Origin of the sequence: Pseudarthrobacter sp. WHRI 8279 (assembly GCF_040224115.2) — a bacterium.
Lineage (GTDB): Bacteria > Actinomycetota > Actinomycetes > Actinomycetales > Micrococcaceae > Arthrobacter.
Map to the genome: position 1 here is coordinate 21,159 of NZ_CP168163.1, position 25,305 is coordinate 46,463.

Genomic DNA, 25,305 nt, shown 5'->3' on the forward strand with positions numbered 1-25,305 from the left:
GCAACCCAACCTGCCCGGGCGAGTTCTAGTGATCGTTGCAACGCCCCCGAATAATCGGGAGTCGCAACACCATGGAATCAACATCGAAAAATAGTCTCTCCTTAAGGAAAAAATCTCCTTCAACGGAAGAATCGGCGTCGAGCACCGGGGCGCTCGGGAAGCGTTCCCAGCAGTCCCACACCCGTGCCCAAAGACAGGATGTCCTGGCCGCCGTGGCGCGCCTGGGAACTGTCGCCGAGGCGGCTCAGGTGTGTCAAGCCCCGGGTTTTGTGGAGGCGTTTTTAGTTGGAAATTGAGAGCAGTTCCGGGGCCGGGTGGACTGCGTGGAGCTGCTCGTATTCGACTGGCGGGACATGGCCGATCTCGCCGTGGAGACGCCGGTGGTTGAACCAATCTACGTACTCAGCCACGGCGACCTCGAGATGGTTGATGTCCCGCCATGGGCCCTTGTTGCGGACAAGTTCGACCTTGAACAGTGAGTTGAACGCCTCGGCGAGGGCATTGTCATAGCTATCGCCCTTGGACCCAACGGAGGCCACAGCGTCTGCTTCGTCCAGTCGCTGGGTGTAGCGGATCGCACGGTACTGGGCAGGTTCATCTGGTCGTTGCAACACCGGGTTGTTGGAGTAACTGTAGTTGCTCGCTGAATACCTCGGCCGGGGTCTTCCAGTTGAGCACTTTACGTGGCCGGTTGTTCAAGGCCAGAGCAACGGCTTCGAGGTCGTCCGCGTTCCACCGTGCGAGGTCGGTGCCCTTTGGGAAGTACTGGCGTAGCAGTCCGTTGGTGTTCTCGTTCGTCGGTCGTTGTCAGGGCGAGTGCGGGTCGGCGAAGAACACTTTCGTGCCGGTATCGAGCGCGAACTGGGCGTGCGCGGACAGCTCCTTCCCGCGGTCCCACGTGAGAGTCTTGCGGAGCTGTTCGGGCAGTTTCGTCATCGACACTGTCAGTGCCGCGTTCATCGCGACCGCACCGTACCCACCGAGCGAGGGGCCGTTCTTCACGGGTGGCTTCTCGCCCCAGCCCTCGAGCCTGGGCAGATGCACCAAAAGCGTGGAGCGGCTGCTGCGCTCGATGAGCGTGCCGATCGCGGATCGTCCGGTCCCGATGATCAGATCACCCTTCCTTACGTTGTTCTTGTGGGTGATTTCGGAGCTGTCGTAGTGTTCGATCACCCTCGGGTGGCGGGTATGGCACAGGTCTCCCTGCCGCTTGGACGGCTCACTGGGAATGGCCGCCCGCTGCCCGCCGATGACTCGACCGCTGATTGAGAATTACGACATTGATCGTTGGGTAAGGACGTGCCGGCGCAGTTATCGACAGGGCCAACCGATATTGGAGCTGATCAAAGGGGACTGAATATGCCGGCATTCTGGGTAGGAATTGACTCGGGCAAAAGAGCTCATCATTGCGTCGTGATCGATCAGGCAGGGGCGGTGCTGCTCTCGAAACGGGTCGAGAGCGACGAAAATGCACTCCTCGAACTCATAGCCACCATCGCGAAGATCGCGGACGGTCATGAGGTCTGTTGGGCCACAGATCTGAACGCCGGCGGAGCGGCCCTGTTGATCGAGCTGCTGGCCGCGCACGCCCAGCAACTGCTCTATATACCCGGACGCATAGTCCACCACGCCGCGGCTACCTACCGCGGAGATGGTAAGACCGACGCGAAAGACGCCAGGATCATTGCCGACCATGCACGCATGCGCACCGACCTCCAACCCGTCCGCGGCGCGGACCAAATCGGCGTGGACCTGCGGCTCCTCACCGCCCGGCGCACCGATCTGATCAGCGACCGTGTCCGGTCAATCAACAGGCTCCGCGCCACCTTGCTGGAATACTTCCCTGCCCTCGAGCGCGCGTTCGACTACTCCAAGAAAGCGCCGCTCACCCTTCTCAGTGGATACCAGACCCCCGAGGGTATCCGGCGGATAGGACTGACCCGACTCATCGGCTGGCTGAGGAAACGCGGCTGCCGCAACAGTGCCAAGATGGCCGAGAAGGCACTGATAGCGGCGAACTCCCAGCACACCGTCCTGCCCACACAGACCACAGGCTCTGCCCTGGTCGTCCGGTTGGCCGAACAAATCAGCACCCTCGATGCAGAAATCGCCGACGTCGATGCCCAGATCACCGAACTGTTCTTGCAGCACGACAGCGCCGACGTTCTGCTCACCATGCCTGGATTCGGCCCCGTCCTCGCCGCAACTTTCCTCGCGAACATCGGCGGCAACCTGGACGCATTCGACTCAGTCGACCGGCTCGCCAGCGTCGCGGGCCTGGCTCCCGTCCCGCGCGATTCCGGACGAATCAGCGGGAACCTGCACCGACCACGCCGCTTCAACCGCAGGCTCCTGCGAACCTGCTACCTCGCCGCCCTCTCCAGCCTCAAGAACAGCCCAGCCTCAAGAACCTACTACGACCGGAAAAGGAGCGAGGGAAAGTCCCATAAACAGGCCCTCATCGCCCTCGCCAGACGTCGCATCAACGTCCTCTGGGCCATGCTCCGCGACCACACCATCTACCAGGAACCAATACCACGCATCACCGCCCAGGTGGCCTGACAGAAACATTGAGATTCCCAGTGACCAGGGATAGCGCGGTCCCCGGCCTCGGCGGGCCGTTCGCTGAGGACGACATCTGCGGTGACATGACCCTGCGGCTTGCTCCGGGATCGTGCGCGAGGCTCCCGGAGCGCACGTCCGGTGCGCAGGCACGTGACCAGCTCCCGCTTGAGCGCCCCGCGACCCTCGATGAAAAGCGACTGGTAGATCGCCTCGTGGCTGATGCGCATGGACTCATCATCAGGGAAATCGACGCGGAGCCGGTGGGAGATCTGCTCCGGACTCCACCCAATCGCCCATCGCCTGTCCTGCCGATGCGGTTTGTCCAGACCTTTCCACGCCGGCGTCCAAGGCCCGGTCACAGCCTTGCCGTCGGGCCGGCGGACGCTCCCGTCGAGCCTGTCCTGCACGTACTCACGCAACCTCTCGTTGCCCACGAGCTTCGCTCTTTTCGGACGCTTCGCGGCCTGTTGAGCTTTCCACTGCGCCACCAGAGCGCGGTATTCCGGCTTGCCGCCCCTCGTCGCCGCGTTGCGGCGCATCTCGCGTGAGACCGTCCCCGGGTCACGTCCAATCCGGCTCTTCAGAATTGAGAGTGTAATCGGCGCTGCCGCGTGAGAAGTCCGGGGCGGGGAGGTTGTTTCGGCTGGGGTGAGGGCCTTGGGAGAGAATCGGATTGTCTAGATCGTGATTTTTCTACCGCAAGGCCCTCGTGTTTAACGCTACCTTCCAAAGCCCTGACCTGACCACATTCTGCCGCCTCGACGGACTCGGACTCGAAGTGACCGGGCAGCATGTCCGCCCGGGCCGCGCCGTCCTTGCCTGCCGTGTTGTTGATCCTGATGACTGGTGCCGGAAGTGCGGGTGCCAGGGCGTTCCCCGTGACACGGTGACCCGTCGGCTGGGCCATGAACCCTTCGGGTGGCGGCCGACCACACTGCTGGTCAGCATCCGCCGCTACCGCTGCGCCGGGTGCGGGCACGTCTGGCGGCAGGATACTTCCAAGGCTGCCGAGCCGCGGGCGAAACTCTCCCGCCGGGGGCTGCGCTGGGCGTTGGAAGGCGTCGTCTGCCAGCACCTCACGGTCGCCCGGATCGCCGAAGGACTCGGCGTCACCTGGAATACCGCGAACAAGGCCGTCCTGGCCGAAGGACGGAGGGTCTTGATCGATGATCCGCACCGCTTCGACGGGGTCAAGGTCATTGGTGTTGATGAGCATGTGTGGCGGCACTCCCGCCGCGGAGACAAGTACGTCACCGTCATCATTGACCTGACCCCAATCCGCGATGGCACGGGCCCGTCCCGCCTGCTGGACATGGTCGAGGGCCGCTCGAAACAAGCCTTCGCGACCTGGCTCCAGGAACGCCCCCAAGAATGGCGGGACGGGGTTGAGGTCGTGGCCATGGACGGGTTCTCCGGGTTCAAGAGCGCCGCGGCCGAGGAACTCCCCGACGCGGTCCCGGTGATGGATCCCTTCCACGTCGTCCGGTTGGCCGGCGATGCCCTTGATTCGTGCCGGCGGCGGGTTCAGCAGCAGACGTGCGGGCACCGCGGACGGGCCGGGGACCCGCTGTATTCGGCTCGCCGGACCATCCACACAGGCGCGGACCTGCTCACCGAGAACCAACGCCAACGCCTGGAAACCCTGTTCACCGCTGATACGCATGTTGAGGTCGAAGCCAGTTGCGGCGCCTACCAGCGCATGGTTGCCGCTTACCGGGAACCAGACCGGGCCAAAGGTCAGCAGATGATGCAAGCCGTGATTGACTCCCTCAGCAGCGGCGTCCCCACCGCGCTGACCGAGCTCCGAACTCTCGGGCGCACCCTCAAACGACGGGCCCAGGACGTGCTGGCATACTTCGAGCGACCCGGCACATCAAACGGCCCAAGTGAAGCGATCAATGGGAGACTCGAACACCTACGAGGATCTGCCCTCGGCTTCCGGAATCTCACCAACTATGTCGCCAGATCGCTGCTGGAATCCGGCGGATTCAGACCGAAACTACACTCTCAATTCTGAAGAGCCTCCAATCCGCCGGGCGATTTTCCGCACGCCTACCTGCCCGGCGTTCAGCAAAGCGTACTCCTCCCGCTCGGCGAAAGACAGGTAACGGCCCGTGGGCTCGTCCAGACTGATCGGCGACATGCCGCCAGCGTGACGGAACCAACGAGACCCGACCGGCCACGACACGCCCACCTCCGCAGGGGCCTCAGCCGTCGTCAGTCCAGACGCGATCAGTGCCCAGAACGCTCACTGCACCGCACGAGAGGGCTCCGGCCGCCCAGGTGAACGCATCGGCGGACGCAGGGCCCGATCCGCCGCCCACTGCCTCCGCCCGACCCCCGCCGCCTGCGGCATCTCCTGCTTCTCGCGACCCATCGCACACCTCCGTGATCAAGGTGTTGCGACGACCGGTTGAATCCGTACTGGACTCCGCGGTCGGAATGGTGCACGAGCCCGGTAAGGTCTGCGCCGTCCTGGATCCTGGCCCAGATGCCCATTTCCAAAGCGTCCAGTGCTAGGTCGGTGTAGAGGCTGGTGGCCACCTGCCAGCCGACGACTCTGCGGGAGAAGACGTCGATGACGAACGCCGCGTAGACCCAGCCGGCGAACGTGCGGACATACGTGATGTCTGCGACCCACAGCCGGTTTGGCGCCGTGGCCTGGAACCGGCGTTCGACCAGGTCCGCGGGCCTGCCGGTCTCCGGTGCTGGCTTCGTGGTGCGCGGCCCCTTGGACCGCGAGATCCCGCGCAGGCCCTTCTGGCGCATCAGCCGCTCGACGGTGCAGCGCGCCGCTGGGATGTCCTGCCGGTGCAGCTCCTTGTGGATCTTCCGGACGCCGTAGACGCCGTAGTTGTGAGCGTGGACGCTCTCGATCCTTTCCCCCAGCTCGCGGTCGCTGACTGCTCTGGCGGACTCCGGCCGGGAACGGCGGGCGTAGTACGTGATCGGGGCGATCTGCAGCGCCTTGCAGATCGGCTCGACCCCGTGTTCATCGCGGTGATTGTCTACGACGGCGCACATCACCTCGACGGGCGGTCGAGCTCCGCCGCGAAGAAAGCCGAGGCCTGCTTCAGGATCGTGTTCGCCCGGCGCAGCTCGCGGACCTCACGCTCGAGTTCGGTGATCCGGTCCGCGTCCGCCGTTGTCGTGCCCGGCCTCAGGCCCTCGCCGATCTCGGCCCGGCTCACCCAGGTCCGCAGCGCCTCGGGTTCACCCCGAGCTGCTCACCTATCCGGCGGAACGCGCCGGTCCTGGTCGCAGGGTCTTTCCTTGCATCCATGGCCATCCGCGTTGCGCGCTCACGCAGCTCGTTTGGGTACTTCCGTTGTGCTGGCATGGGAATCATCCTTCCGGGTAATCGATGTCTCCATCAAACCCGGTGCGATTCACCCGCACCGCGCTGGTGGTCATCCCGCGGCGGTCGTTCAAAGCGTCGGACGTGGTTGCGGTGCTGGAGAAATATAATCGCCGAAACCGGGACCACACCGACCTACGTCAGGTGTGACAACGGGCCGGAATTCACGGCCGCCGCACTGATCGAGTGGTGCAACACCGCCGGCGTGGACACCGCGTTCATCGACCCGGGATCGCCCTGGCAGAACGGCTTCATCGAGTCATTCAACGCCCAGTTCAGAAGGGAACAACTCGCCGAAGAAATCATGGACACCATGGCCGAAGCGAAGTATTTGGCCGAGGAATGGAAAGCTATCTACAATCATGAACGGCCCCACGGATCCCTGGACGGCATGACGCCGAAACGCTACTGGGAAACCTGGACGCAAGAAAACCAATTAGCTATCGCAGGCGCTGGACTGCTAACGGGGGCCCAACCAGATCTGCTGGCCGCCTAGGGGCAATTCCTAATGACCGTTGACAGCCGGGAACAGGAATAACTGGCGCGAGGTCGGCTTCCGAAAGGCTGTGACGATCCCCGTCGGCAGCGTCAGCTATGGAGCGCCAGTCAGGGTTGCGCAGCAGCATGCCGACGTCGTTAAACCCATCCACTTTTATGAGTACATCGTCAACCTGGCGGACTGCCCGTGTACCGTTCGGAGTGCGAATCGTGAGCAACTTCACGTGCTCATCTCTCACTTTCGGTTGGATGCGGGACGTCTTGCTCCCACGCCTGGGTTCTTGCGACGGCGTCCGCCTGTCCGGAACGTATCAGATTCACGGCGTAGTCAGTGCTGCCGTCGTCGACTATGACAGTGGTCAGGCCCTTGCTCAGCCGAGCTTCCTGTGATAACAGGACGCGGGTGAGCTCAGTGCCGCCCTCGATGACAATCAGGGCGGGCTGATCGGGTAGTTGCGCCACTGCGGACGCGAGATCCCCACCGGCCCCGGGTGCTGTTACAAGAAGGCCGAAGGCCCCATCAGGATGGTCAGCCCCTGGTCTCGCCAGCACTACTTCCTGGCCGCTGAAGTCCATCAAAACAGCTGAGTCCTCGTAGAATCTGAAACCAAGCAGCCTGCCGTCAAACGTCGTTCCGTTCACATGGAGAGGAGCTTTCAGTACGGATTCGCCGTGCTGGTCCTGCCAGCGGTATCGGTCAGGGTCCGTCCCATCCCTCGCCGGCGTCTGTTCGTGGTCCATCGTCCTACTTAAATCACTGGTTAATTCACCGGGAAACCGGTCGGGGGTGGATCATCCAGGAAGCCCGGCGCCGCGGCTGGACACACCAAGTGGCGCCCGGCCGCGGTTACCGCCGGTCAGACGGCCCAGTCCGTGTCTTCGATCTGGCCGAACATGCGCATGGCTTCTTCCAGGGACGGAAGGTGGGCCAAGGCGACGGCCATCGGACCGCGGAACTTAACTTTCCGCGTGACCATTGCGTTCGATGCCGACAATTCACTTCGCCCCAACCGCTGCCAAGTGTCGACCTTCGCCGTCAGCAGATAATCAGGCTTGATGCCGGCCGCCGGCGCCCCCGCCCGAACGACTTCGCCTTCGCGGACCTCGACCTGACCGGCCCGACTCTCGTCCTCCGCCAGGCGGTACTCAATGACCATGCTGAGTTTTTTCATACCTTCACGCGTGAGCTCGGTCTCGTTCCAAAGATCGGCGTAACTCTTCATCCATTCCGGTGACAAAACAGGTGTTGCCATGTGCCCTCTCCTTTGAGTGACTGGTGCCAGGCCTGTTGACCTACCCACGACAGCATACTAACATGCTAGGAAGTTAGTCTGCGAGGGGCGGGCAGAAGATTGGACGTCCCGACCAACGCAGCTAACCGGCAATTCAGGTAGCGATAATAGGTGCACACATTTTTGATGCACACAATGCCAAATTGGAGACAACGATGTCTGTTACTGAAGAACACCAGTCACAGTTGAGCGATAAGCTACGACATAACCTGGAAAAAGGGCTGCACGATGTGCAGGCCAAGTGGACCGTCCCGACAGCGTTCCTCAATGACCCCGAGGTACATGACGTCGAACGAGAGCGTGTGTTTGGCCGCTCATGGGTTTACCTGGCCCATGAGAGTGAGATCGCCAAGCCCGGTGACTACGTAGTCCGCTACATCGCGGAGGATCAGTTCATCGTCACTAGGGGCGAAGACGGAAACGTGCGTGCCCACCTTAACAGCTGTCGGCACCGTGGCATGCAAATTTGCCGCGCGGAAATGGGTAACGCCTCCCACTTCCGCTGTCCTTACCACGGCTGGACGTACAACAACGGAGGAAAGCTCGTAGGTGTCCCCGCCGGCAAAGAAGGGTACGATAACAAACTCGAAAAAGCGGACTGGAACCTGCGCTCCATCCCCCAACTCGACACTTACAAAGGCATGATTTTCGGTTGCCTTGACCCCCACGCCGAATCGCTTTCCGACTACCTAGGTGACTTCAAGTTCTACCTGGACATCGTGATGGACCGCAGCGACGCCGGCATGGAAGTGGTCGGGGCCCCGCAACGCTGGATCGTTGATGCCAACTGGAAGCTCGGATCCGACAACTTCGTCGGCGACGCATACCACACCATGATGACTCACCGCTCTATGGTGGAACTCGGGATGGCTCCACCGGACCCCATGTTCGCGCTGTACGGCGAACATGTGCACACCGAGCACGGTCATGGCATCGGAATTATCGGCCCGCCGCCGGGAATCCCCCTACCCGAGTTCATGGGAATGCCGGACAACATCATCGACGAGATGAAAGCGCGGCTCAAGCCGGAACAGGTCGAGATATTCCGGCCGAACAACTTCATCCACGGAAACGTTTTCCCCAACCTGTCCATCGGAAACTTCATGGTATCGAAAGACCACGTTTCCGCTCCAACAGCATTCCTCACGCTGCGTCTGTGGCACCCCCTCGGCCCTGGAAAAATGGAGGTCTACTCCTTCTTCCTGGTCGAAAAGGACGCACCCGACTGGTTCAAGGAAGAAGGCTACAAGACGTATCTTCACACCTTCGGGATTTCGGGCGCCTTCGAACAGGACGACGCAGAAAACTGGCGGAGCATCACCCGCGTCCTGGCTGGTCAATTTGCCCGCAAGGGTGACCTGAACTACCAGATGGGCCGTGGCGCACTCACACCGGATCCGGACTGGCCCGGCCCCGGTGTGGCCTATCCGATGGACTACGCGGAAGCCAACCAGCGAAACTTCCTCGAATACTGGATGGAACTCATGCTTGAGGACAGGCCAGTTTCGGACAAGCCTTCGGAAGCCCACCGCAGCCCAAACGGGGCTCAGGGGAACGGCAAGGTCGAGGCACTGGCTGGCACCAAAGAGACTGTGGAGGCCTAAACATGACAATCGAAGCACAGACACCCCAAACACAGGTAGTAGACACGGCCGTCCGGGAAATTACCGAATGGCTCTTTGCGGAAGCCGCATTGCTGGATGCAGGTAAGTACCGCGAATGGCTTGACCTCATGGCGCAGGACCTGCACTACGTTGTGCCCCTTCGGGTCACCCGGGAGCGGGAGGCCGAAACGGACATCATCGAAGGCATGACCCTGATGGACGACGACTGGGACACCATGGAGATGCGGGTACTCAGGCTGGAGACCGAATATGCTTGGGCTGAAGATCCGCCCTCACGATCCCGCCACTTCGTCACGAACGTGCGGGTGGTCGGAGGCGACAAGGACGACGAGTTCAAGGTCGCGTCGAATCTGCTCCTGTACCGGACGCGGGGGGACGTGCCCACGTATGACATCCTCTCGGGCGAGCGTCACGACGTTCTTCGCCGGGTGGACGACGGCTTCCACATGGTCCAGCGTGTGGTCGTTCTGGATCAGACCACCATCATGACCCATAACTTCGCATTGATCATGTGACGAAGGAGTAACCATGGGCATCATTTACAAGGCCGGCGAAGATCCGATCATTCAGATTGCCAACGAATTCACCGTGGTCCAACTGGCATACATCCGGACCGGCAACGGTGAACGGCTTGTCGTCACATCACCCAAGTTGGGCTTCGAGACCCAGCTGGATCCGCTGCAGCTTGAATGCCTGACCTGGCAGCCTTCTGCCACCTTTTCAAGGTTGCTGGAGACGCCGTACGGGCCGGGTTCCGAGATGCGTGCAAAACCCCTATCGACTTTGATGAGAAAGGAATAAATTATGGGATTTTTGGATGGAAAGGTCGCGCTCGTCACGGGCGGCGGCTCAGGCATCGGCCGAGGGGTAGTTGAACTCTTTGTGCAGGAGGGTGCCAAGGTCGGCATCCTGGAGATTTCACGCGATAAAGCTGCAGATCTGCGCAAGAACTTCTCGTCAGATTCTGTTGTCGTTATCGAGGGCGATGCGACGTCCATGGATGACAACGACAAGGCGGTTGCCGAAACTGTCTCGGCCTTTGGTCCGCTCACCACTCTGGTCTGTGTAGTGGGTGTTTTCGACTACTTCACGGAGATTCCCCAGCTGCCCAAGGAGAAGATCAGTGATGCCTTTGACCAGCTGTTTGCGGTTAATGTCAAGAGCAACATCATGACGGTCAAGGCAGCCCTGGACCAGCTCATCGCGAATCGCGGCGACGTCGTGATGACCGTATCGAACGCCGGGTTCTACGCCGGCGGGGGCGGGCCGCTGTATATGGCCTCGAAATTCGCTGTCCGCGGGCTCATCACGGAACTGGCGTACGAGCTCTCGCCGAACGTTCGGGTTAACGGCGTGGCGCCCGGCGGGACGGTCACGGAGCTTCGGGGTGTCCCGGCGCTGGCCAACGAGGGTCTGCGACTCAAGGATGTACCGGACATCGAGGGTCTCATTGGGGGGAACAACCCACTTGGGATTGTCGCACAGCCCTCCGATCACGCGTGGGCATTTGCGTACCTGGCCTCCCGTGAGCGCAGTGCGGCAGTGACGGGCACCATCATCAACAGCGACGGCGGCCTGGGAGTTCGTGGAATGACCCGCATGGCGGGCCTCCAAAACTAGGCGAAGTTTCATGGTTGGCGTCGGCTGCAAGAAGTCGGCGCCGACGAATAATCCCATTGACTGGTCGGCATCAGTCAAAGTCTTTGATTCCTTGCGTGCGGCAGGGCCGTGACAATTTTAGGAGGTGCCAACATGCAGAAGTTCGGAGTGGAGGACTTACAAGGCGTAATCGCAGTAACTCCCAGCCCATCTGTTGTGGGAGCGGGTGATGTCGCGTCCCGCGACACGGTTGATCTGGCGGAAACCGACCGGATGATTCGCCAGCTCGTGTCCGACGGCGTTGATGGAATCATGACAAACGGAACCCTTGGCGAAATGGCAACTTTGACTTTGCCGGAGTGGCAGTCATTTGCGCGGCAGGTTGCGGAAACGGCGGCGGAGGTAGCGCCGGATCTGCCGCTTTTCATCGGTGCTACTACCCTCAACACGCGCGACACCATTGATCGGATCTGCTTCCTCCAGGACCTTGGCGTCCGGGGAACTTTCCTGGGCCGCCCGATGTGGGGCGGGCTCAGCGCCGAAACGATGGTTTCCTACTACAAGGAAATTGTCGATGCCTTTCCCGACATGGCCTTGATGCTTTATGACAACACAGAGGCGTTTAAGGGACCCATTCCGACGGCGGTCTATGCTGAACTGGCAAAGCTTCCTCAGGTGGTCGGGGCCAAATACATAGCCCTGACACCCAAGTACGGCCTCGACGTTGCGGCTGTCGAAGGGAAGATGCGCCTGCTCACCTTGGAGACGGACTGGTTCCTGGCCAAGACCATGTATCCGGAGGAGGCCGTCGGGTGCTGGAGCAGCAGCGCCCTCTGCGGACCGGAACCGGTTATTGCCCTCCGCGAGGCCCTGGTCGCCAACAACATCGAGACAGCGCGGCACCTAACCAAACGGATCGAATGGACGTATGAGACTTTCCTAGCGCGGGCAAATTTCCCGGAATTTTCCAAGTACAACATCGCCCTGGAGAAGCTTCGGTTCGATGAGGCCGGATACATCAAGGCCGGATCGCCCCGCTCACCCTTCCAGACCACCCCGGTCGAATACCTGGAAGGTGCGCGGGAGGCCGGCCGTCGGTGGCGCCAGCTCGTAGAGGAACTGAAAGCCGACGTCGCCAAGCCAGAAGCCAAACCCAGAACCAGGTCTCGGGCCAAAGCCCCGACGACGCCGTCGCCGGTTTCAGAAACCCCCCGCAGGCAGCCCATGGAGGCTGACTCCTCTGATTTTCTTCCAGCCTCCTAACCTGACTGGTTTCCAGCCAATATCGACCACTCCTGTTCGTCTTACGCCGGAATCTCCGGCGTACCTGGCGTCCAGGGGGCACACTGCAGAGGCGGAGGCGATTGTCCGGATGTACGGGCTGGAGCCATTGCACCGCCCTGTTCAGGAGTCAGCTGACGGGGCAATGGTCCCTACAGGAAAGGCCAAAGGGCATTTCCGCGGCTTTCTGACCGGGCGTCTCCTACCCTCGATGATCCTGGTTTGCATCGGGTATCAGCGGACTGACCTGCTGGCTGTGAACATTGGCGCGATCGTCGGAGCGCTGGTGGCCTCCAGACTGGCCGACAGGTTCGGCCCGCGTCCCCTGACCGCGGTGTCCTTTGAATTGTCAGGCGTGGCACTGGTTCCTCATGGGCACGGGGATTGCGTCGCTTCCTGTGATGTACCTGCTGGTCACCGTCGTTGGATTTGGTTCGGTGGGAGCGCAAATCCGGGCCGTCCTGGCAATCTTTGGCGGAGGTGGCGTGGTGTCAGCGGGACTGGGCAACTTCGTCAACTTCGCCGTCTGGGGCATTGCTGCGGCGGTGGGTCTGGCGGCAGTACTGCTGGTTCCGCGCCGTCGGGACGACGCGTTGGAACCGGCCCCGCTTGTAAGCCCCGGAGCCACAACGGCTCCCGGTATTCAGTCACTATCGTTTGATTGTCATCAGCACCAGAACAGTAGGAGAAAAAGCTCGTGGAAACATTACTCGTTATTGACAACAAGGACCGCAAGGCACTCGACGGAAAAACCTTTGAGCGCATTCATCCGATCAGCGGGGACGTTGTCACAACGGCCGCTGCCGCCGCACAGGAAGACGCCATCGAAGCGGTCGATTCGGCTCAGGCAGCGTTTCTGACCTGGTCCAAGACGGGTCCGTCCGAGCGGCGTGCGATCATGCTGAAGGCGGCGGACTCCCTGGAAGCCAAGATGCCGGATTTCATCTCCGCCATGGCCCAGGAAGTTGGTGCGTCCGAACTCTGGGCCGCCTTCAACGTCGTCGCGGCCGCGAACCTCTTCCGGGAGGCTGCAGGCCTGGCCACCCAGATTCAGGGCGAGACCATCCCGACGGACAAGCCGGGAACCCTCTCCATGACTGTTCGCCAGCCGGTCGGCGTGATTCTGAGCATCGCTCCCTGGAACGGACCTGTGGCTCTGGGCGCCCGGGCCATCGCCTACCCGCTGGTATGCGGTAACACTGTAGTGTTCCGGGCTTCCGAATCGAGCCCGAAAACCCACCTGCTCATTGCCGAGGCGCTGCGGGACGCCGGACTGCCCGACGGCGTGCTCAATGTCATCACCAACGCTGCGGAGGACTCCCCGCAGATCATAGACACCCTGATCTCGCACAAGTCCGTTCGCCGCATCAACTTCACGGGATCAAGCCGTGTGGGTCGCATCATCGCCGAAAAGGCTGCACGGGAACTCAAGCCGGCTTTGCTCGAACTCGGCGGAAAGTCGCCCTTAGTCGTTCTGGATGACGCCAACATCGACGACGCCGTGCGCGCCGCTGTGTTCGGTTCATTCCTCTACCAGGGCCAGATCTGCATGTCCACGGAGCGGATCGTTGTCGATGATTCAGTCGCCGACGAATTCGTGCAGAAGTTCGCGGCACGGGCGGCCGAGCTGGGAACGGGAGACCCTGTCACTGACGGTTCCTGCATCGTAGGCCCGATGCTGAACGCCAAGAACGGTCCGCGCCTCAACGGCATGATGGAGGACGCACTCTCCAAGGGAGCTAGGGTAGTTGCCGGCGGCATCGCGGACGGCGCGGTCATGCCCGCCACAATCATTGACCACGTCACGCCGGAAATGCAGATCTACGACGAGGAGACCTTCGGTCCGATCACCACGGTGGTTCGCGCCAAGGGCTACGACGACGCCATCGGCATCGCCAACGCCACGGCGTACGGCCTCTCAGCCGCTGTTTTCGGCCAGGACATTAACCGCACCCTCGACGCCGCCATGCGGATCGAATCGGGTGCCTGCCACATCAACGGACCCACGGTCCAGAACGAGGCACAGGCACCCTACGGTGGAGTCAAGGACAGCGGCTACGGACGGTTTGACGGCCGCGCGGTGATCAACGAGTTCACCGAACTGAAGTGGATCACCGTCGGTCGTTCGGACCAGCAGTACCCGTTCTAGAAACACACCATCCCGAATGTCCGTAACCTGGCGGTAACGCCGACGTCATCGTCAGGTTCCGGACCTAGGTGTAATTCCCACGGACGTTGTGAACAGCGTGGCGTGATGTAAAAGGCGAGGGCCTCCGGTATCGATTCGGGTTACCACACTCATCTCGACGCTAGGAGGACCTTCGTGTCCTACGTTACCCATACCAACGCCGACCTCACACCCAAGGCACGGGGAAAGCTCTCCCGCCTGGTCCTTGAGGAGGTCTGGACGCTGCGGTGAGCCCCTGCGGGTCGGATGCGGTGGCTCCGGCGTGGGCTGGCACGGCCATGCTCAGCACGAGCCCGGATCCCACGGCGACGAGTGCGGCCTGGCGGCCCACTGCTCCGCCGTGGCTGGAAACGCTTCGTGAAATGGCGGACAGGGTGCTGCTGGTGGCGGCCCTGTGGCGGGCATTTTTCTTTGACATTGCTTAACCGGCTCTTCAGAATTGAGAGTGTAATCGGCGCTGCCGCGTGAGAAGTCCGGGGCGGGGAGGTTGTTTCGGCTGGGGTGAGGGCCTTGGGAGAGAATCGGATTGTCTAGATCGTGATTTTTCTACCGCAAGGCCCTCGTGTTTAACGCTACCTTCCAAAGCCCTGACCTGACCACATTCTGCCGCCTCGACGGACTCGGACTCGAAGTGACCGGGCAGCATGTCCGCCCGGGCCGCGCCGTCCTTGCCTGCCGTGTTGTTGATCCTGATGACTGGTGCCGGAAGTGCGGGTGCCAGGGCGTTCCCCGTGACACGGTGACCCGTCGGCTGGGCCATGAACCCTTCGGGTGGCGGCCGACCACACTGCTGGTCAGCATCCGCCGCTACCGCTGCGCCGGGTGCGGGCACGTCTGGCGGCAGGATACTTCCAAGGCTGCCGAGCCGCGGGCGAAACTCTCCCGCCGGGGGCTGCGCTGGGCGTTGGAAGGCGTCGTCTGCCAGCACCTCACGGTCGCCCGGATCGCCGAAGGACTCGGCGTCACCTGGAATACCGCGAACAAGGCCGTCCTGGCCGAAGGACGGAGGGTCTTGATCGATGATCCGCACCGCTTCGACGGGGTCAAGGTCATTGGTGTTGATGAGCATGTGTGGCGGCACTCCCGCCGCGGAGACAAGTACGTCACCGTCATCATTGACCTGACCCCAATCCGCGATGGCACGGGCCCGTCCCGCCTGCTGGACATGGTCGAGGGCCGCTCGAAACTAGCCTTCGCGACCTGGCTCCAGGAACGCCCCCAAGAATGGCGGGACGGGGTTGAGGTCGTGGCCATGGACGGGTTCTCCGGGTTCAAGAGCGCCGCGGCCGAGGAACTCCCCGACGCGGTCCCGGTGATGGATCCCCGGGCCAAAGGTCAGCAGATGATGCAAGCCGTGATTGACTCCCTCAGCAGCGGCGTCCCCACCGCGCTGACCGAGCTCCGAACTCTCGGGCGCACCCTCAAACGACGGGCCCAGGACGTGCTGGCATACTTCGAGCGACCCGGCACATCAAACGGCCCAAGTGAAGCGATCAATGGGAGACTCGAACACCTACGAGGATCTGCCCTCGGCTTCCGGAATCTCACCAACTATGTCGCCAGATCGCTGCTGGAATCCGGCGGATTCAGACCGAAACTACACTCTCAATTCTGAAGAGCCGCTTAACCTCTCCCGATACCTGCGAGGTGAGCTGTCGGATGCGGGTGGGAGTCACCCGGCCGCCGGACGTACCTGCCGGCGGCTTAACCCCGAGGATTCAATGTCGAATCCGTATTTTGGTTCCCCCGCCCCTGCCGGAGCTTGTGATGTATGGGCCTTGGCGGGCGGCTGGGCTCGGTAACAGGCCAAGGGTGCAGCGCCCGGTGGGCGGCACGGGCCCAATCTACACAGAAAAATCACAAATGTATAAACATTTGGGGAACGGCTCGGCGGGGAACTTTTAGGGGGTGTCGGACGTACCGCGGGTCATTGCAACTTCGCACGTGCCGGGCTGGTCCGTGGGGAAACGGGGCGGTTCCGTCACCATCGCCCCGGACCTCAACGCTGCGGGTATGATACCCCTAAGGGTATACGAAGCTCTGCGCGGTGCGCGCAGGAATACGCACGCCAGGAGGATAGGCATGGACACGGAGGAGCGCCCCGGAGGCTTGAGACCGGGTGGGGGCTTGAGGCCTGGCCTGGTCATTCCTTCCGGCGAGCCCGGTATGGGGAACCAGCGACTCCAGCGTCGCATCATCCGTGTTCTGGTCGGTGGGCAGGTTCTCGGTGGCATCGGTATGGGCGCCACGTTGTCCTTGGGTTCTCTGTTGGCCTCGCAACTCTCCGGGTCCAACGCCTGGTCCGGCATGGCCGCCACGATGAGTACCCTGGGTGCCGCATTCGCCGCCGTCCCGTTGGCCCGGCTGGCTAGAGCCCGCGGTCGCCGGATGTCGCTGTCCTTGGGCGCGCTGATCGCGGGCGCCGGCGCCGTCACGGCCATCACCTCCGCGGCCCTGGGACTCTTTCCCTTGTTGCTGCTGGGCCTGATGTTTCTTGGTGCAGGTTCCGCGGTGAATCTGCAGGCCCGTTTCGCCGCAACTGACCTTTCTCTGCCCGGGTCCGGGGGCCGGGACCTCTCGATAGTGGTGTGGTCCACGACGATCGGCGCCGTCCTGGGTCCGAACCTCTTCGATCCGGGAGAGAGCGTCGGCGCCTCCCTTGGCCTGCCCCCGCTGACAGGGGCTTTTGCCTTTTCCGTGGCCGCCCAGCTTGCAGCCGCCGTCGTCTATGCGGCGGGCCTGCGGCCGGACCCCCTCCTGACCGCGATGTCCGCACGGGTGCCGGACCTTGCCGCGCCCCGGCCTCAGAGCGGCTTGCAGATTCTGAACACCACCCCCCGTGCCCGGTACGCGGTAGCGGCCGTCGCCCTCAGTCACGCCACGATGGTAGCGCTCATGTCCATGACCCCTGTGCACCTGCGCGACCACGGGGCCAGTCTCACCGTGGTTGGACTGACCATCAGTCTGCACATTGCAGGCATGTACGCGCTGTCTCCCGTTTTCGGCTGGATGTCAGACAAGGTCGGGCCGCTGCGCACCATTCTTGTGGGCCAGGGGATGCTGCTGGTTTCGCTGGTGTTGGCCGGGGTCGCTGCCGACTCCCGCAGCGCCGTAACCACGAGCCTAATTTTGCTGGGGCTCGGCTGGTCCGCGTCCGTGGTCGCCGGGTCAGCCCTGGTCGCTGAGTCGGTGCAGCTGCAGGACCGGCCCGCACTTCAGGGCATCTCCGACCTGGGCATGAACGCCGCCGGAGCCGCCGGCGGGGCTTTGGCCGGTCCCGTGCTGGCCGCCGCCGGGTACTCGGGTCTCGGGTTCATCTCTTTGGCCCTGGTAGCCATCGTCATCATCTGGTCTGCCCTGCAACCGCGGCAGTCCACCCGGAACCAGGAGCTGCCATGATGGCAAACAAACAGCGCAGGAAGAGCGTCCCCCGTCGCCGCCTGCGGCAGTCACCGGAAGTGCTCGCCAACTGGTCGCGGAAGCGGATGACGGTGACCGTCATCGCGGCCGTTGCCTCCGCCGTCTTCCTGACGGCCGCCACGGGTATGATCTTCGGCGCCGGAACCGGCTGGGCAGGCTACGCCCTGATAGGGGCGGGTTCGATCCTGGCAGGCTTCCTGGCAGGCAGTTATACGGTCGCGCCAATCGGTGCGGCGCCTACCCTTTGCGATCTGCGGTGGCCTGTTATGGGCTTGCTCGGCCTGATCTGGGCCGGTTCGCCCAGGGAGGCCCTACCCTCGGTCCAGGGCATAGTCGGCTTGCTGGCCCTGATCATAATGGCCTGGTCCCTGCACGCCCGGCTGGAACTTGAACGCAAAGTTACTTTGGCACGCGGACCGCAGGATTCCGACATCAACGTCTGCACGGATTGTCGCCCGCTGTTTCCCACCAAACTGCCGCCGCGCTGACTTGGTGGGAATTGCAAGCAGCCCGCGGGAAGGCGCGAACCTGATCGCCAGCCGGCGCTAGACACGGTATGCCAGCTGGAAGGGAAGGAAACCGCCTTGAACAGTGTCTTGAAAACCAACAGCTTTTCAAGACACTGTCCCCGAGCCTGGAGGGCCAGCGGCGGCCGCGCGAGCGGGGCGGGAATGACTGGGTCCTCGGCGTCTCGAAAAGGCGTCTTGCAGTAAATCGTCTCGCTGCAGGTGCATCGAGGGCTTTTCGAGTCAGAATCGTCTTGTGAGGCAATTGGGTTACACCCGGGTCAGTACTTCCAGCCAGGACGCCCAGCTGCAGCTCGACGCTCTGGTCTCCGCTGGCGTGCAGAAGCGCGACGTCTTCGCCGACGTGACCTCCGGAAGTAAGACGGCGATCGAGCGACCCGGAATGAAAAGGCTCCTCGAGTACGCCGAAGAAGGCGACACGGTCGTGGTCTGGCGGGTCGACCGGCTGGGCCGGTCGCTGATCGACGTGCTGAACACCGTGAACCTGCTGCGCGAACGCGGCCTTCAGGTCCGATCCATCTCCGACGGTATAGACCCGACGACCTCAACAGGCCGGCTGATGCTGAACATGCTCGCCACCTTGGCCGAATATGAGCGCGAGCTGATCGTCGAGCGAGTCAATGCCGGCATCGCCGCTGCCAGGCAGAACGGAAGACGCTTCGGCCGACCGCTGACTGATCCGATCGTCATAGCGGACAAACTCGCGATCGCCCAGGACGCCCGGGCCAAGGGCCGCACCGCCGAAGACGCCGCCCGCCTCGTTGGCTGGAGCCGTGCAACGCTCTACCGCCACCAGCATGCCCGTGCTGCACAAGAGAGCACCACGACCTAGCCCCGAAACTACGCGCTGCCTGAAGGCTTGGGTTTTCCGGCCTCGCCCAGCCAGCACCCAGGTCCAGTTGTACGGACCTCGCTTCGCTCGGGCTGTAGAGACATTTTTCTGCTTTTTGCTGCTGTCCCTGCGGATCGTACGTGCCCGCTCCACCGGCTCAACCGTCCTGCGGACGGCTGCGCAGCCGATGCCTTGTGTCGGCGCTTCGCTTATTTCCTCCCACAATCCATCCGCTGCTTGCCCTTCGGGTTGCCCCGGCTCCGTCGGGCACAGCTACGCGTTGCTCCGCCAGCAGGCAAAAAACGCCCGGGGGAGTGGGGGAGCTGGCCGGTCACCAAGGCCGCCCGCTCACCGGATCCTCAGCAAAGGACGAGAGAAACCATGAACGATCGCATTGCACGCGCCGCCCTGACCCGCCTCTTCGAACCCGGCGACCGTGTCGGTCTTGCCCTCGTGGGCAGGCTCGGCGCGTACGCCGCACTGCGGCTTGCCACCGGCGCCCAACCCGCCCACTCGCTTCAGGACGTCACGGCCGAAGAACTGTCAGGTGCGTTGAAGCGCTGGGTGCCCCGCGTGCCTGACCTGGACCCGGAGAAGGACCTGGCCACCATCGAACGCCTGGGCGGAGGGTTCCTTATCCCGGGGGATGAGCACTGGCCGGAAGGCCTGGACGACCTGCCCGACGCCCCATACGGGCTGTGGTACCGGGGCAATATCGACAACGGCATTCCAGCACCTTTTAAGTGTGTGGCGCTGACCGGTTCCCGGGACTCGACCAGCTACGGCGCCTCCGTGACAGGGGACATGGCGTACGGGTTGGCGCAGCGTGGGATTTGCGTGGTCTCGGGCCTGGCTTACGGCATCGATGGGCACGCGCACCGGGCCGCGTTGGCCGGAAGTCAGGGAGACGGACCTGCGACCCTTGCGGTGCTGGCCGGAGGCCTTGACCGGGACTACCCGTCCGGTAACGCTGACCTCGCAGCCGCGATCCGAGGCAACGGCCTGACGTTCTCAGAACTCCCGCCGGGTTCCGCCCCCACCCGGTACCGCTTCCTGCAGAGGAACCGCATCATCGCCGCCCTGGCCGGGGTGACCTGTGTCGTGGAAGCCCGCTGGCGGTCGGGTGCGCTGAACACGGCCCATCACGCGGAGACCATCGCCCGGCATGTCGCGGCCGTTCCCGGGAGCGTGCACAGCGTTATCTGTGTGCTGTCAACTGTTCTGCGCTAGATTCCGCGGATTCGTTGTGTCAACGACGTCCACGACTTGGGGTGTTTGTCAGTGGTGGTTTCGGTCAGCGTTTGTCGGGAGGGTCTCGCCGGATCCGGAGCGCAACCCATAGGCCGCAGCGCCGGCATATGTAAGCGGGTTCCGACCCAAGAGCGTGCATTTTGGAACGGTGCTTCAGCCTTCCGCAGCACGAGCAGGCCACGGATTCAGAGTCCACGATCGCGGAGGGCTTTGGTGAGTTGGTCCATTGTTGGCACGCCGGCAAACCCGTTGGGGGTCATGTAGATGCGGCAGGCCAGATCGGTTGAGGGTGCCCCCTCGGGGAAGATATCGGCTCCGTTGACGGTGATGGTGGGGGACCCGGCAAATCCGGTGCCCTCAATGTCAGAGACGGACTTCAGCAAGCGCATGTGAATTTTAGTATTGGTGTGATTCAAGGCAGTCAGCGCTTCTTCGAGGAGTTTGTGTGCGCTGGCTGTGTTGGGGCATTGATCAATGTGGAGTAGTTCCAACTTCATGGATCCATTGTCTCGCGAGTGTAGGGACGGGCAGGACCTGGTTCCTGGTTGGCTTGGATCGTGCGGCGTTTGTGACCGCATGCCGGGTCAGATGGGTGTGGGGGCGTCGCCGAACCGGATGTTGGTGACGTTTGATGGTTGGCCTGTGAGCTCGCGCAGTGCGGTGCGTTCGATGGTGAGGTCGTCTTCGAGGCCGCGCATGGTTTCCCGCAGCTGGGCGATGGTCCGGGAAAGGTCCGTGTTGTTGGCGATGAGCCGGTCGATCTCCTGGCCGCGTTGTTCGTAGAGTTGCCGGAGTCGTTTCTCATCACGTAGTTCTATCTGCGCTGCCAGTCCCGCGTCGAGTTTTAGGTTCAGTTCACGGATGTGGCCTTTGAGCCGTTTGATGGTCTCGTGCGCGTTGACCAGGTCAGCTGCCCGCGCAGCGCGCAGCGGCGGATCTTCGAGACTGGTTTGTGTTTGTTGGTGGCGGCGGAGAGCGTCCAAGAGGTCCGGTTGGGTGTAGAGGTATTGGCGGCTCACGCCCGCGGCAGCGGCAAGGGTGGAGACGGTGAGTGAGTGTCCGCGGTCCGCGGCGACTTTCAGTGCTGCCACGACGTCTTGGTGTTTGCGGGCTGAGGTCTGCGCGCGTGCCCGGGACAGTGCGGCGGCGTTTCCCTTGGCCCGGGTGTGGCCGGTGGTCATAGTTCCCTCAGCTCGATTTGTTTGTTGGCCAGGGCGGCGCTGCGGGCGCGGCGCATGACTTCGGACATGGTGTCGATTTCGCGGCGTTGTTCGGGCGGGAGCTGTTCGAGCCGTGCGCGCATGGTTGCCATTACTTTTTCGTAGTCGGTGATCAGGCCGCGTTGGGCGTCGAGGAGGTAGGTTGCTGTGTCGGAAGCTTCGGCGATGCGCAGCTGGGATCGGAGTTTCAGGATCTCCTTTTCGATCTCCGGGATGTGTGAGGGGTTGGGGCGGAAGAACCCGCAGCCGGCGCACTGATACCGGAGCTGGCATGCGGTGCCGCCGGCGGCGACATTGTTTGGTTCTGCGCAGTCTCCGTAGGGGACCGGGGTGATTTTCAGTTGCACTCGTCCGTTACCGATGCCGATCTGGTGGCCGTGACGGTCGTGGGCCAGAGGCGCGAGGGTGCTCACTGCCTGGCGGCGGCGTTTTGAAGTGACCTGGTAGTAGCCCATCGTGGTCGCCATGGAGACGTGGTCCATGAGCTGGCGCAGCACGTCCGGGTCCGTGCCGTTGTCCGCGTGCCGCTGCGCGTAGGCGCGACGGAAGTCATACGGTTGGACGCTGGCGAGGTCGAAGTCGACCGTGTTCCCGTTCGGGTCCAGCACCGGACCGGGAACGGGCGGGAGCGACTCGGCGAACTTATGCAGGATCCGGGCCAAGTATGGCTCGCTGATATGTGGGATGTTCTCGTCCTTCAGCCGGCGCCGGCCGGTCGGGAACAGGAAAGACGACCGGATGCCGAGTTCTTCCCGGACTCCTTCCCAGCGGCGGATCGATTCCACGACAGGTGTTTCGACCGGGAGCTCTTTGATGGCTCCTCCGGTTTTGTGAGCGGTGTAGCGCAGCAGCCAGCCGCCATGCCGGTCCTGGAGGAGGCAGTCCGTGCCCAGAGAGGTGATCTCGCCCGGCCGTCGCCCGGTTTCCATCAATAGCTCCAGCACGCACCGATACATTTTGGTGTGCATGCCGACGTTCATCTGACCGGTGTGGTTGCGCAGGTGCTCGATCACCGCGGCAGGGGTGACCCTGTCGTTTTCGACTCTCTGGTCGTTCCGGTCCCGCCGGGCCGTCCTCTTGTGGACCGCGTAGTTTTGCGCGAAGCTTTCCGGGATCTGCTTCCAGGTGCCCAGTCGTCTGGCGGTCCGGCAAAGCTCCCACCAGACTGCGTGGATTGTTTGTGAGGCCCTGACGGGCCAGCGGGCCTCGAAGCGGATTGAGATGGCCGCCATGTCCTCGTAGGCCAGCCGGGTTGGATCGATGCCTGCGTCGCTGCGTTTGGCACGGAGCACCGCGGAGGCCTCGACGCAGGCGGCGAAGCACCGCTGGACTCGGGCCCGGGGCTCCAACGTAGACCCGAGCCACTCACGGAAAGCCGCGGCGAGCCATGGCTGGGAGATTTCCCTCATGTCCAGTGGGGACCCGGCAAGGTCGGCGTTGGGGTGCGAGTTCGTCACCCGCAGCGGGAGGTCCTGCAAGTAGATCAGGTCCTCCTGCAGCGACTCATACCCGGTGAACCTCCGCAGGGCCTTCTCCAACACCAGGATCCCGACCGACCGGACTCCCTTCAGCCGTGTGGCGTGCTCGTGCGTGCGGAAACACTCCAGCAGATTGGTGTGCTCGTCGTGGCGGGCATCGTTGATAAACGGCCGCAGCTTGTTCACTATCAGCCTCCCGTAACCGTGGGTCGAGTACTGCTGAAGGACGAACAGCAGCTCAGTGCGCATCGGCTCCGGCAAAGACCGCAAGGGCAACTGATGGCGTTCCAGGACACTGTCGGACTCGATGAACCCTGTCGCGGTGAGCGCGTGGTCCAGCCGCTGCGCCGCCCGTAGCCCGGAGTCGTGGTAGTCACAGAGCCCGCTCAAAAGGGGCATGGAGAACACCCGGTCACAGCCCTCCACCGGGCATGGCACCGAGGGGTGGGCCACTTTCCCTCGCCGGTCGCTGATGAACGCCGCCAGCATCTCATCGGTGATCGGCAGACCTCGGGCTTTGCAGCTCTTGGTGAACCGGTAGTAGTGCGATGGGCAGAGTCCACGGGTCGTCTGCGCCCGCCCGCAACGGCGGCCTGTCTCGTCGTGAACCCCACACAGTGCGAAGCCCCGCGTGGACCGCCCTTCCAAGGGATCCAGTTTCGGCCGGGTTCGGGAGTACTCCTCGACCGGTAAACCTGCCGCCCGGGCCCTTCGCACGCACGATTGGCAATACGCCACGCGGGCGGCCGGGTTGGTGCAGCCGGGCCGGTCACAGACTTTGAAATCGTTGAGTTCGTTGAATGGGTCGATCGTCAACACGCCCCGGCCCGGGTCCCAGGAACCGACGGCCCAGGCATCGCTGAGCATCCCGGACAGAAATTCACGCCAACCAGTGCCGGCACCAGATAGCGACCGAAGCAGTTCCTCTGCAACGGCACTCATGCGCCCGCCCCCGGGAACTGGACTGCCGGGTTGGCGACCGCTGCCCTCAGCGACTCCTCAGAGGCGTGCGTGTAGATCAGCGTCGAAGCGATCGACCGGTGACCCAGCAACACCCGCACGACGTCAAGATCAACGGGATCGCCCTCCAGCCCGCGCAACCAGATCGTCGCCCTCGTATGGCGGAGCACATGCGGACGGATCTTGAACCCCAGCAGCTTCGATAACCGGCGGAACAAGTCCACCACCCTCGCGTAGCTCAGTGCCTGTCCCGCCGTCGGCCCATCCAGGGCGACGAAAACGTTCGGACCCCGGTCATCACCAACACGGCCGATCCTCTCCCGCAGCGCCTCCTGGTAAGAGAACGCGAGCTCCGCAGGCAATGGGACCACGCGCAGGGACTTCGCACGAGCCCCGTTCGCCGAACGGTTGCGCACCACATGAACATGCGGCCCCTTCACTTGGCAACCGTGCGGCCGGTTGTCCGCCAGCAAGTGCAGATCCTCCCGAAACAACGACAACGCCTCACCAACACGCAACCCTGCGAAGTAGAGCAACTCCACCAAGAACCGGTCCCGCGGACGCAGCGAAAGCGCCAGCAACGCCCGTCGGTCCGCTGCCTCCGACAACCACGCCGGCGCCCTCGGCACCTCCACCGTCCTGACCCGCAGCTCCTTCGCGGCAACACTGCGCGTCCGGCCGCGTTCCCCACCCCGGGGACCAGGCCGAACGAACTGCTCCTCCGATAAACGGGCCACCAACTCCTTTGGCACGAGACCCTCCAGCGCAGCCCACCGGTAGAACTCGACCACCGCAACCAGCCACGCGCCGACGGTCCCGGGACGTCTCAGCGTCGCCACCGCCGCCCCATGCTGCACGGGGGTCACTGATAGATGGTTCTTCCACCGCACCATCGCCGAGGACCTCGCTTGGGTCCAAGCCAGCCCCTGAGTCGGAAGCCAACTCAGGAACCCCGCGACCCTCAGACCATAGTTGCGCACCGTGTTCGGCGAAGCGCCCGACTCAACCAAAGACCGCAACCAGTCACACGCCCCCGGATGAATCACCCCGCTCCGCCGGTCGAACACGACGGCGAAGTCCACTCCGGAAGTGGACCGCACCCAACGAAACCCGAACGCTCCAAGGGCAATCATGGGAGCACCCTATGGGCAGCCACTGACAGCGAAGCTGACGTGTCCACCACAAAAAAGAACCAACCAATCACTGACAAT

At 63.0% G+C, this 25,305-nt stretch carries 22 protein-coding genes, 5 pseudogenes, 1 riboswitch and 1 other annotated feature; of the genes and pseudogenes, 15 read left to right on the top strand and 12 right to left on the bottom strand.

The genetic code is table 11. The features are described from left to right. Nucleotides 1-281: 281 nt before the first annotated feature. Both ABRP28_RS20090 and ABRP28_RS20095 read right to left on the bottom strand, forming a co-directional pair. Entirely contained in the window at nt 282-611 is a 330-nt protein-coding gene (locus ABRP28_RS20090; protein WP_374153015.1) for an integrase core domain-containing protein, read from the bottom strand. Then, nucleotides 595-1,122: pseudogene (locus tag ABRP28_RS20095) on the bottom strand (IS30 family transposase); the annotation flags it as partial. The pseudogene ABRP28_RS20095 and the gene ABRP28_RS20090, both read right to left, overlap by 17 nt. A gap of 237 nt (nt 1,123-1,359) precedes the next feature. Here ABRP28_RS20095 and ABRP28_RS20100 point away from each other — a divergent pair. Then, nucleotides 1,360-2,562 (top strand): IS110 family transposase, encoded by a 1,203-nt coding sequence (locus tag ABRP28_RS20100; RefSeq protein ID WP_350006173.1) that lies wholly within the window; start codon nt 1,360-1,362, stop codon nt 2,560-2,562. Nucleotides 2,563-2,576: 14 nt separating this feature from the next. Here the strand turns inward: ABRP28_RS20100 and ABRP28_RS20105 are convergent. After that, nucleotides 2,577-3,137, bottom strand: a pseudogene (locus ABRP28_RS20105) (transposase); the annotation flags it as partial. Nucleotides 3,138-3,274: 137 nt separating this feature from the next. Here ABRP28_RS20105 and ABRP28_RS20110 point away from each other — a divergent pair. Next, the gene (locus ABRP28_RS20110; protein ID WP_374153004.1) at nt 3,275-4,582 is read left to right on the top strand and encodes an ISL3 family transposase; all 1,308 of its coding nucleotides are present in this window, start codon (nt 3,275-3,277) and stop codon (nt 4,580-4,582) included. Between the two features lie 6 nt (nt 4,583-4,588). Here the strand turns inward: ABRP28_RS20110 and ABRP28_RS20115 are convergent. From ABRP28_RS20115 to ABRP28_RS20125, 3 genes and pseudogenes are all read right to left on the bottom strand, one after another. After that, a pseudogene (locus ABRP28_RS20115) lies at nt 4,589-4,921 on the bottom strand (helix-turn-helix domain-containing protein); the annotation flags it as partial. A 26-nt stretch (nt 4,922-4,947) separates the two neighbouring features. Next, nucleotides 4,948-5,589 (bottom strand): annotated as a pseudogene (locus ABRP28_RS20120) (IS3 family transposase); the annotation flags it as partial. After that, nucleotides 5,515-5,628: a sequence feature (AL1L pseudoknot), on the bottom strand. (Overlaps the previous pseudogene by 75 nt.) Next, nucleotides 5,589-5,768 (bottom strand): hypothetical protein, encoded by a 180-nt coding sequence (locus ABRP28_RS20125; protein ID WP_346769074.1) that lies wholly within the window; start codon nt 5,766-5,768, stop codon nt 5,589-5,591. It overlaps the preceding feature by 40 nt. The pseudogene ABRP28_RS20120 and the gene ABRP28_RS20125, both read right to left, overlap by 1 nt. Nucleotides 5,769-5,956: 188 nt before the next feature. On the opposite strand from ABRP28_RS20125, the pseudogene ABRP28_RS20130 reads away from it, so the two are divergent. Then, nucleotides 5,957-6,419, top strand: a pseudogene (locus tag ABRP28_RS20130) (integrase core domain-containing protein); the annotation flags it as partial. A 230-nt stretch (nt 6,420-6,649) separates the two neighbouring features. Here the strand turns inward: ABRP28_RS20130 and ABRP28_RS20135 are convergent. Both ABRP28_RS20135 and ABRP28_RS20140 read right to left on the bottom strand, forming a co-directional pair. After that, complete coding sequence (locus ABRP28_RS20135) at nt 6,650-7,162, bottom strand: hypothetical protein (protein ID WP_169998852.1); 513 nt, start codon at nt 7,160-7,162, stop codon at nt 6,650-6,652. Nucleotides 7,163-7,278: 116 nt separating this feature from the next. Beyond that, complete coding sequence (locus tag ABRP28_RS20140) at nt 7,279-7,674, bottom strand: SCP2 sterol-binding domain-containing protein (protein WP_169998854.1); 396 nt, start codon at nt 7,672-7,674, stop codon at nt 7,279-7,281. A 194-nt stretch (nt 7,675-7,868) separates the two neighbouring features. Between ABRP28_RS20140 and ABRP28_RS20145 the strand changes: the two genes are divergently transcribed. The 12 genes from ABRP28_RS20145 to ABRP28_RS20200 all read left to right on the top strand — a co-directional run bounded on the left by ABRP28_RS20145 (nt 7,869) and on the right by ABRP28_RS20200 (nt 20,415). Beyond that, a complete protein-coding gene (locus ABRP28_RS20145) occupies nt 7,869-9,317 on the top strand; it encodes a Rieske 2Fe-2S domain-containing protein (protein WP_350006216.1) in 1,449 nt (482 codons plus the stop codon). A gap of 2 nt (nt 9,318-9,319) precedes the next feature. Next, nucleotides 9,320-9,853: a 3-phenylpropionate/cinnamic acid dioxygenase subunit beta gene (locus ABRP28_RS20150; protein ID WP_169998858.1), complete on the top strand. Its 534-nt coding sequence runs from the start codon at nt 9,320-9,322 to the stop codon at nt 9,851-9,853. Nucleotides 9,854-9,866: 13 nt separating this feature from the next. Continuing rightward, nucleotides 9,867-10,139 (top strand): dihydrodiol dehydrogenase, encoded by a 273-nt coding sequence (locus tag ABRP28_RS20155; protein WP_350006214.1) that lies wholly within the window; start codon nt 9,867-9,869, stop codon nt 10,137-10,139. 3 nt (nt 10,140-10,142) lie between these two features. Then, on the top strand, nt 10,143-10,958 hold the full coding sequence (gene hcaB / locus ABRP28_RS20160; RefSeq protein ID WP_169998861.1) for a 3-(cis-5,6-dihydroxycyclohexa-1,3-dien-1-yl)propanoate dehydrogenase: 816 nt from the start codon (nt 10,143-10,145) through the stop codon (nt 10,956-10,958). Nucleotides 10,959-11,090: 132 nt separating this feature from the next. Further along, nucleotides 11,091-12,200, top strand: a complete 1,110-nt coding sequence (locus ABRP28_RS20165) for a dihydrodipicolinate synthase family protein (RefSeq protein WP_350006212.1) — start codon at nt 11,091-11,093, stop codon at nt 12,198-12,200. Nucleotides 12,201-12,915: 715 nt separating this feature from the next. Continuing rightward, nucleotides 12,916-14,367, top strand: coding sequence for an aldehyde dehydrogenase (locus ABRP28_RS20170; RefSeq protein WP_169998863.1), 1,452 nt, complete (start codon nt 12,916-12,918; stop codon nt 14,365-14,367). A gap of 317 nt (nt 14,368-14,684) precedes the next feature. Further along, entirely contained in the window at nt 14,685-14,831 is a 147-nt protein-coding gene (locus tag ABRP28_RS20175; protein WP_169998865.1) for a hypothetical protein, read from the top strand. Between the two features lie 137 nt (nt 14,832-14,968). Then, nucleotides 14,969-16,021: an ISL3 family transposase gene (locus ABRP28_RS20180; protein WP_374153016.1), complete on the top strand. Its 1,053-nt coding sequence runs from the start codon at nt 14,969-14,971 to the stop codon at nt 16,019-16,021. An 8-nt stretch (nt 16,022-16,029) separates the two neighbouring features. Continuing rightward, nucleotides 16,030-16,184: riboswitch (cyclic di-AMP (ydaO/yuaA leader) on the bottom strand. Between the two features lie 490 nt (nt 16,185-16,674). Continuing rightward, nucleotides 16,675-17,805 carry an MFS transporter gene (locus tag ABRP28_RS20185; protein WP_350005403.1) on the top strand — a complete coding sequence of 377 codons (1,131 nt, stop codon included), beginning with the start codon at nt 16,675-16,677 and terminating at the stop codon, nt 17,803-17,805. Further along, nucleotides 17,802-18,314 carry a hypothetical protein gene (locus ABRP28_RS20190; RefSeq protein WP_350005405.1) on the top strand — a complete coding sequence of 171 codons (513 nt, stop codon included), beginning with the start codon at nt 17,802-17,804 and terminating at the stop codon, nt 18,312-18,314. Before ABRP28_RS20185 ends, ABRP28_RS20190 begins: the two co-directional genes overlap by 4 nt. A 274-nt stretch (nt 18,315-18,588) precedes the next feature. Next, nucleotides 18,589-19,185, top strand: a complete 597-nt coding sequence (locus ABRP28_RS20195; protein ID WP_350005407.1) for a recombinase family protein — start codon at nt 18,589-18,591, stop codon at nt 19,183-19,185. Nucleotides 19,186-19,566: 381 nt separating this feature from the next. Continuing rightward, the gene (locus ABRP28_RS20200) at nt 19,567-20,415 is read left to right on the top strand and encodes a DNA-processing protein DprA (protein ID WP_350005409.1); all 849 of its coding nucleotides are present in this window, start codon (nt 19,567-19,569) and stop codon (nt 20,413-20,415) included. Nucleotides 20,416-20,621: 206 nt separating this feature from the next. Here ABRP28_RS20200 and ABRP28_RS20205 read toward each other — a convergent pair whose 3' ends face one another. The 4 genes from ABRP28_RS20205 to ABRP28_RS20220 form a co-directional block, all read right to left on the bottom strand. Then, nucleotides 20,622-20,825 (bottom strand): hypothetical protein, encoded by a 204-nt coding sequence (locus ABRP28_RS20205; protein ID WP_350005411.1) that lies wholly within the window; start codon nt 20,823-20,825, stop codon nt 20,622-20,624. A gap of 195 nt (nt 20,826-21,020) precedes the next feature. Beyond that, complete coding sequence (locus ABRP28_RS20210) at nt 21,021-21,617, bottom strand: DUF6262 family protein (protein WP_350005413.1); 597 nt, start codon at nt 21,615-21,617, stop codon at nt 21,021-21,023. After that, entirely contained in the window at nt 21,614-24,076 is a 2,463-nt protein-coding gene (locus tag ABRP28_RS20215) for a site-specific integrase (RefSeq protein ID WP_350005415.1), read from the bottom strand. Before ABRP28_RS20215 ends, ABRP28_RS20210 begins: the two co-directional genes overlap by 4 nt. Continuing rightward, nucleotides 24,073-25,227 (bottom strand): tyrosine-type recombinase/integrase, encoded by a 1,155-nt coding sequence (locus ABRP28_RS20220; protein WP_350005417.1) that lies wholly within the window; start codon nt 25,225-25,227, stop codon nt 24,073-24,075. The genes ABRP28_RS20215 and ABRP28_RS20220 overlap by 4 nt, the downstream gene beginning before the upstream one ends. Between the last annotated feature and the right edge of the window lie 78 nt (nt 25,228-25,305).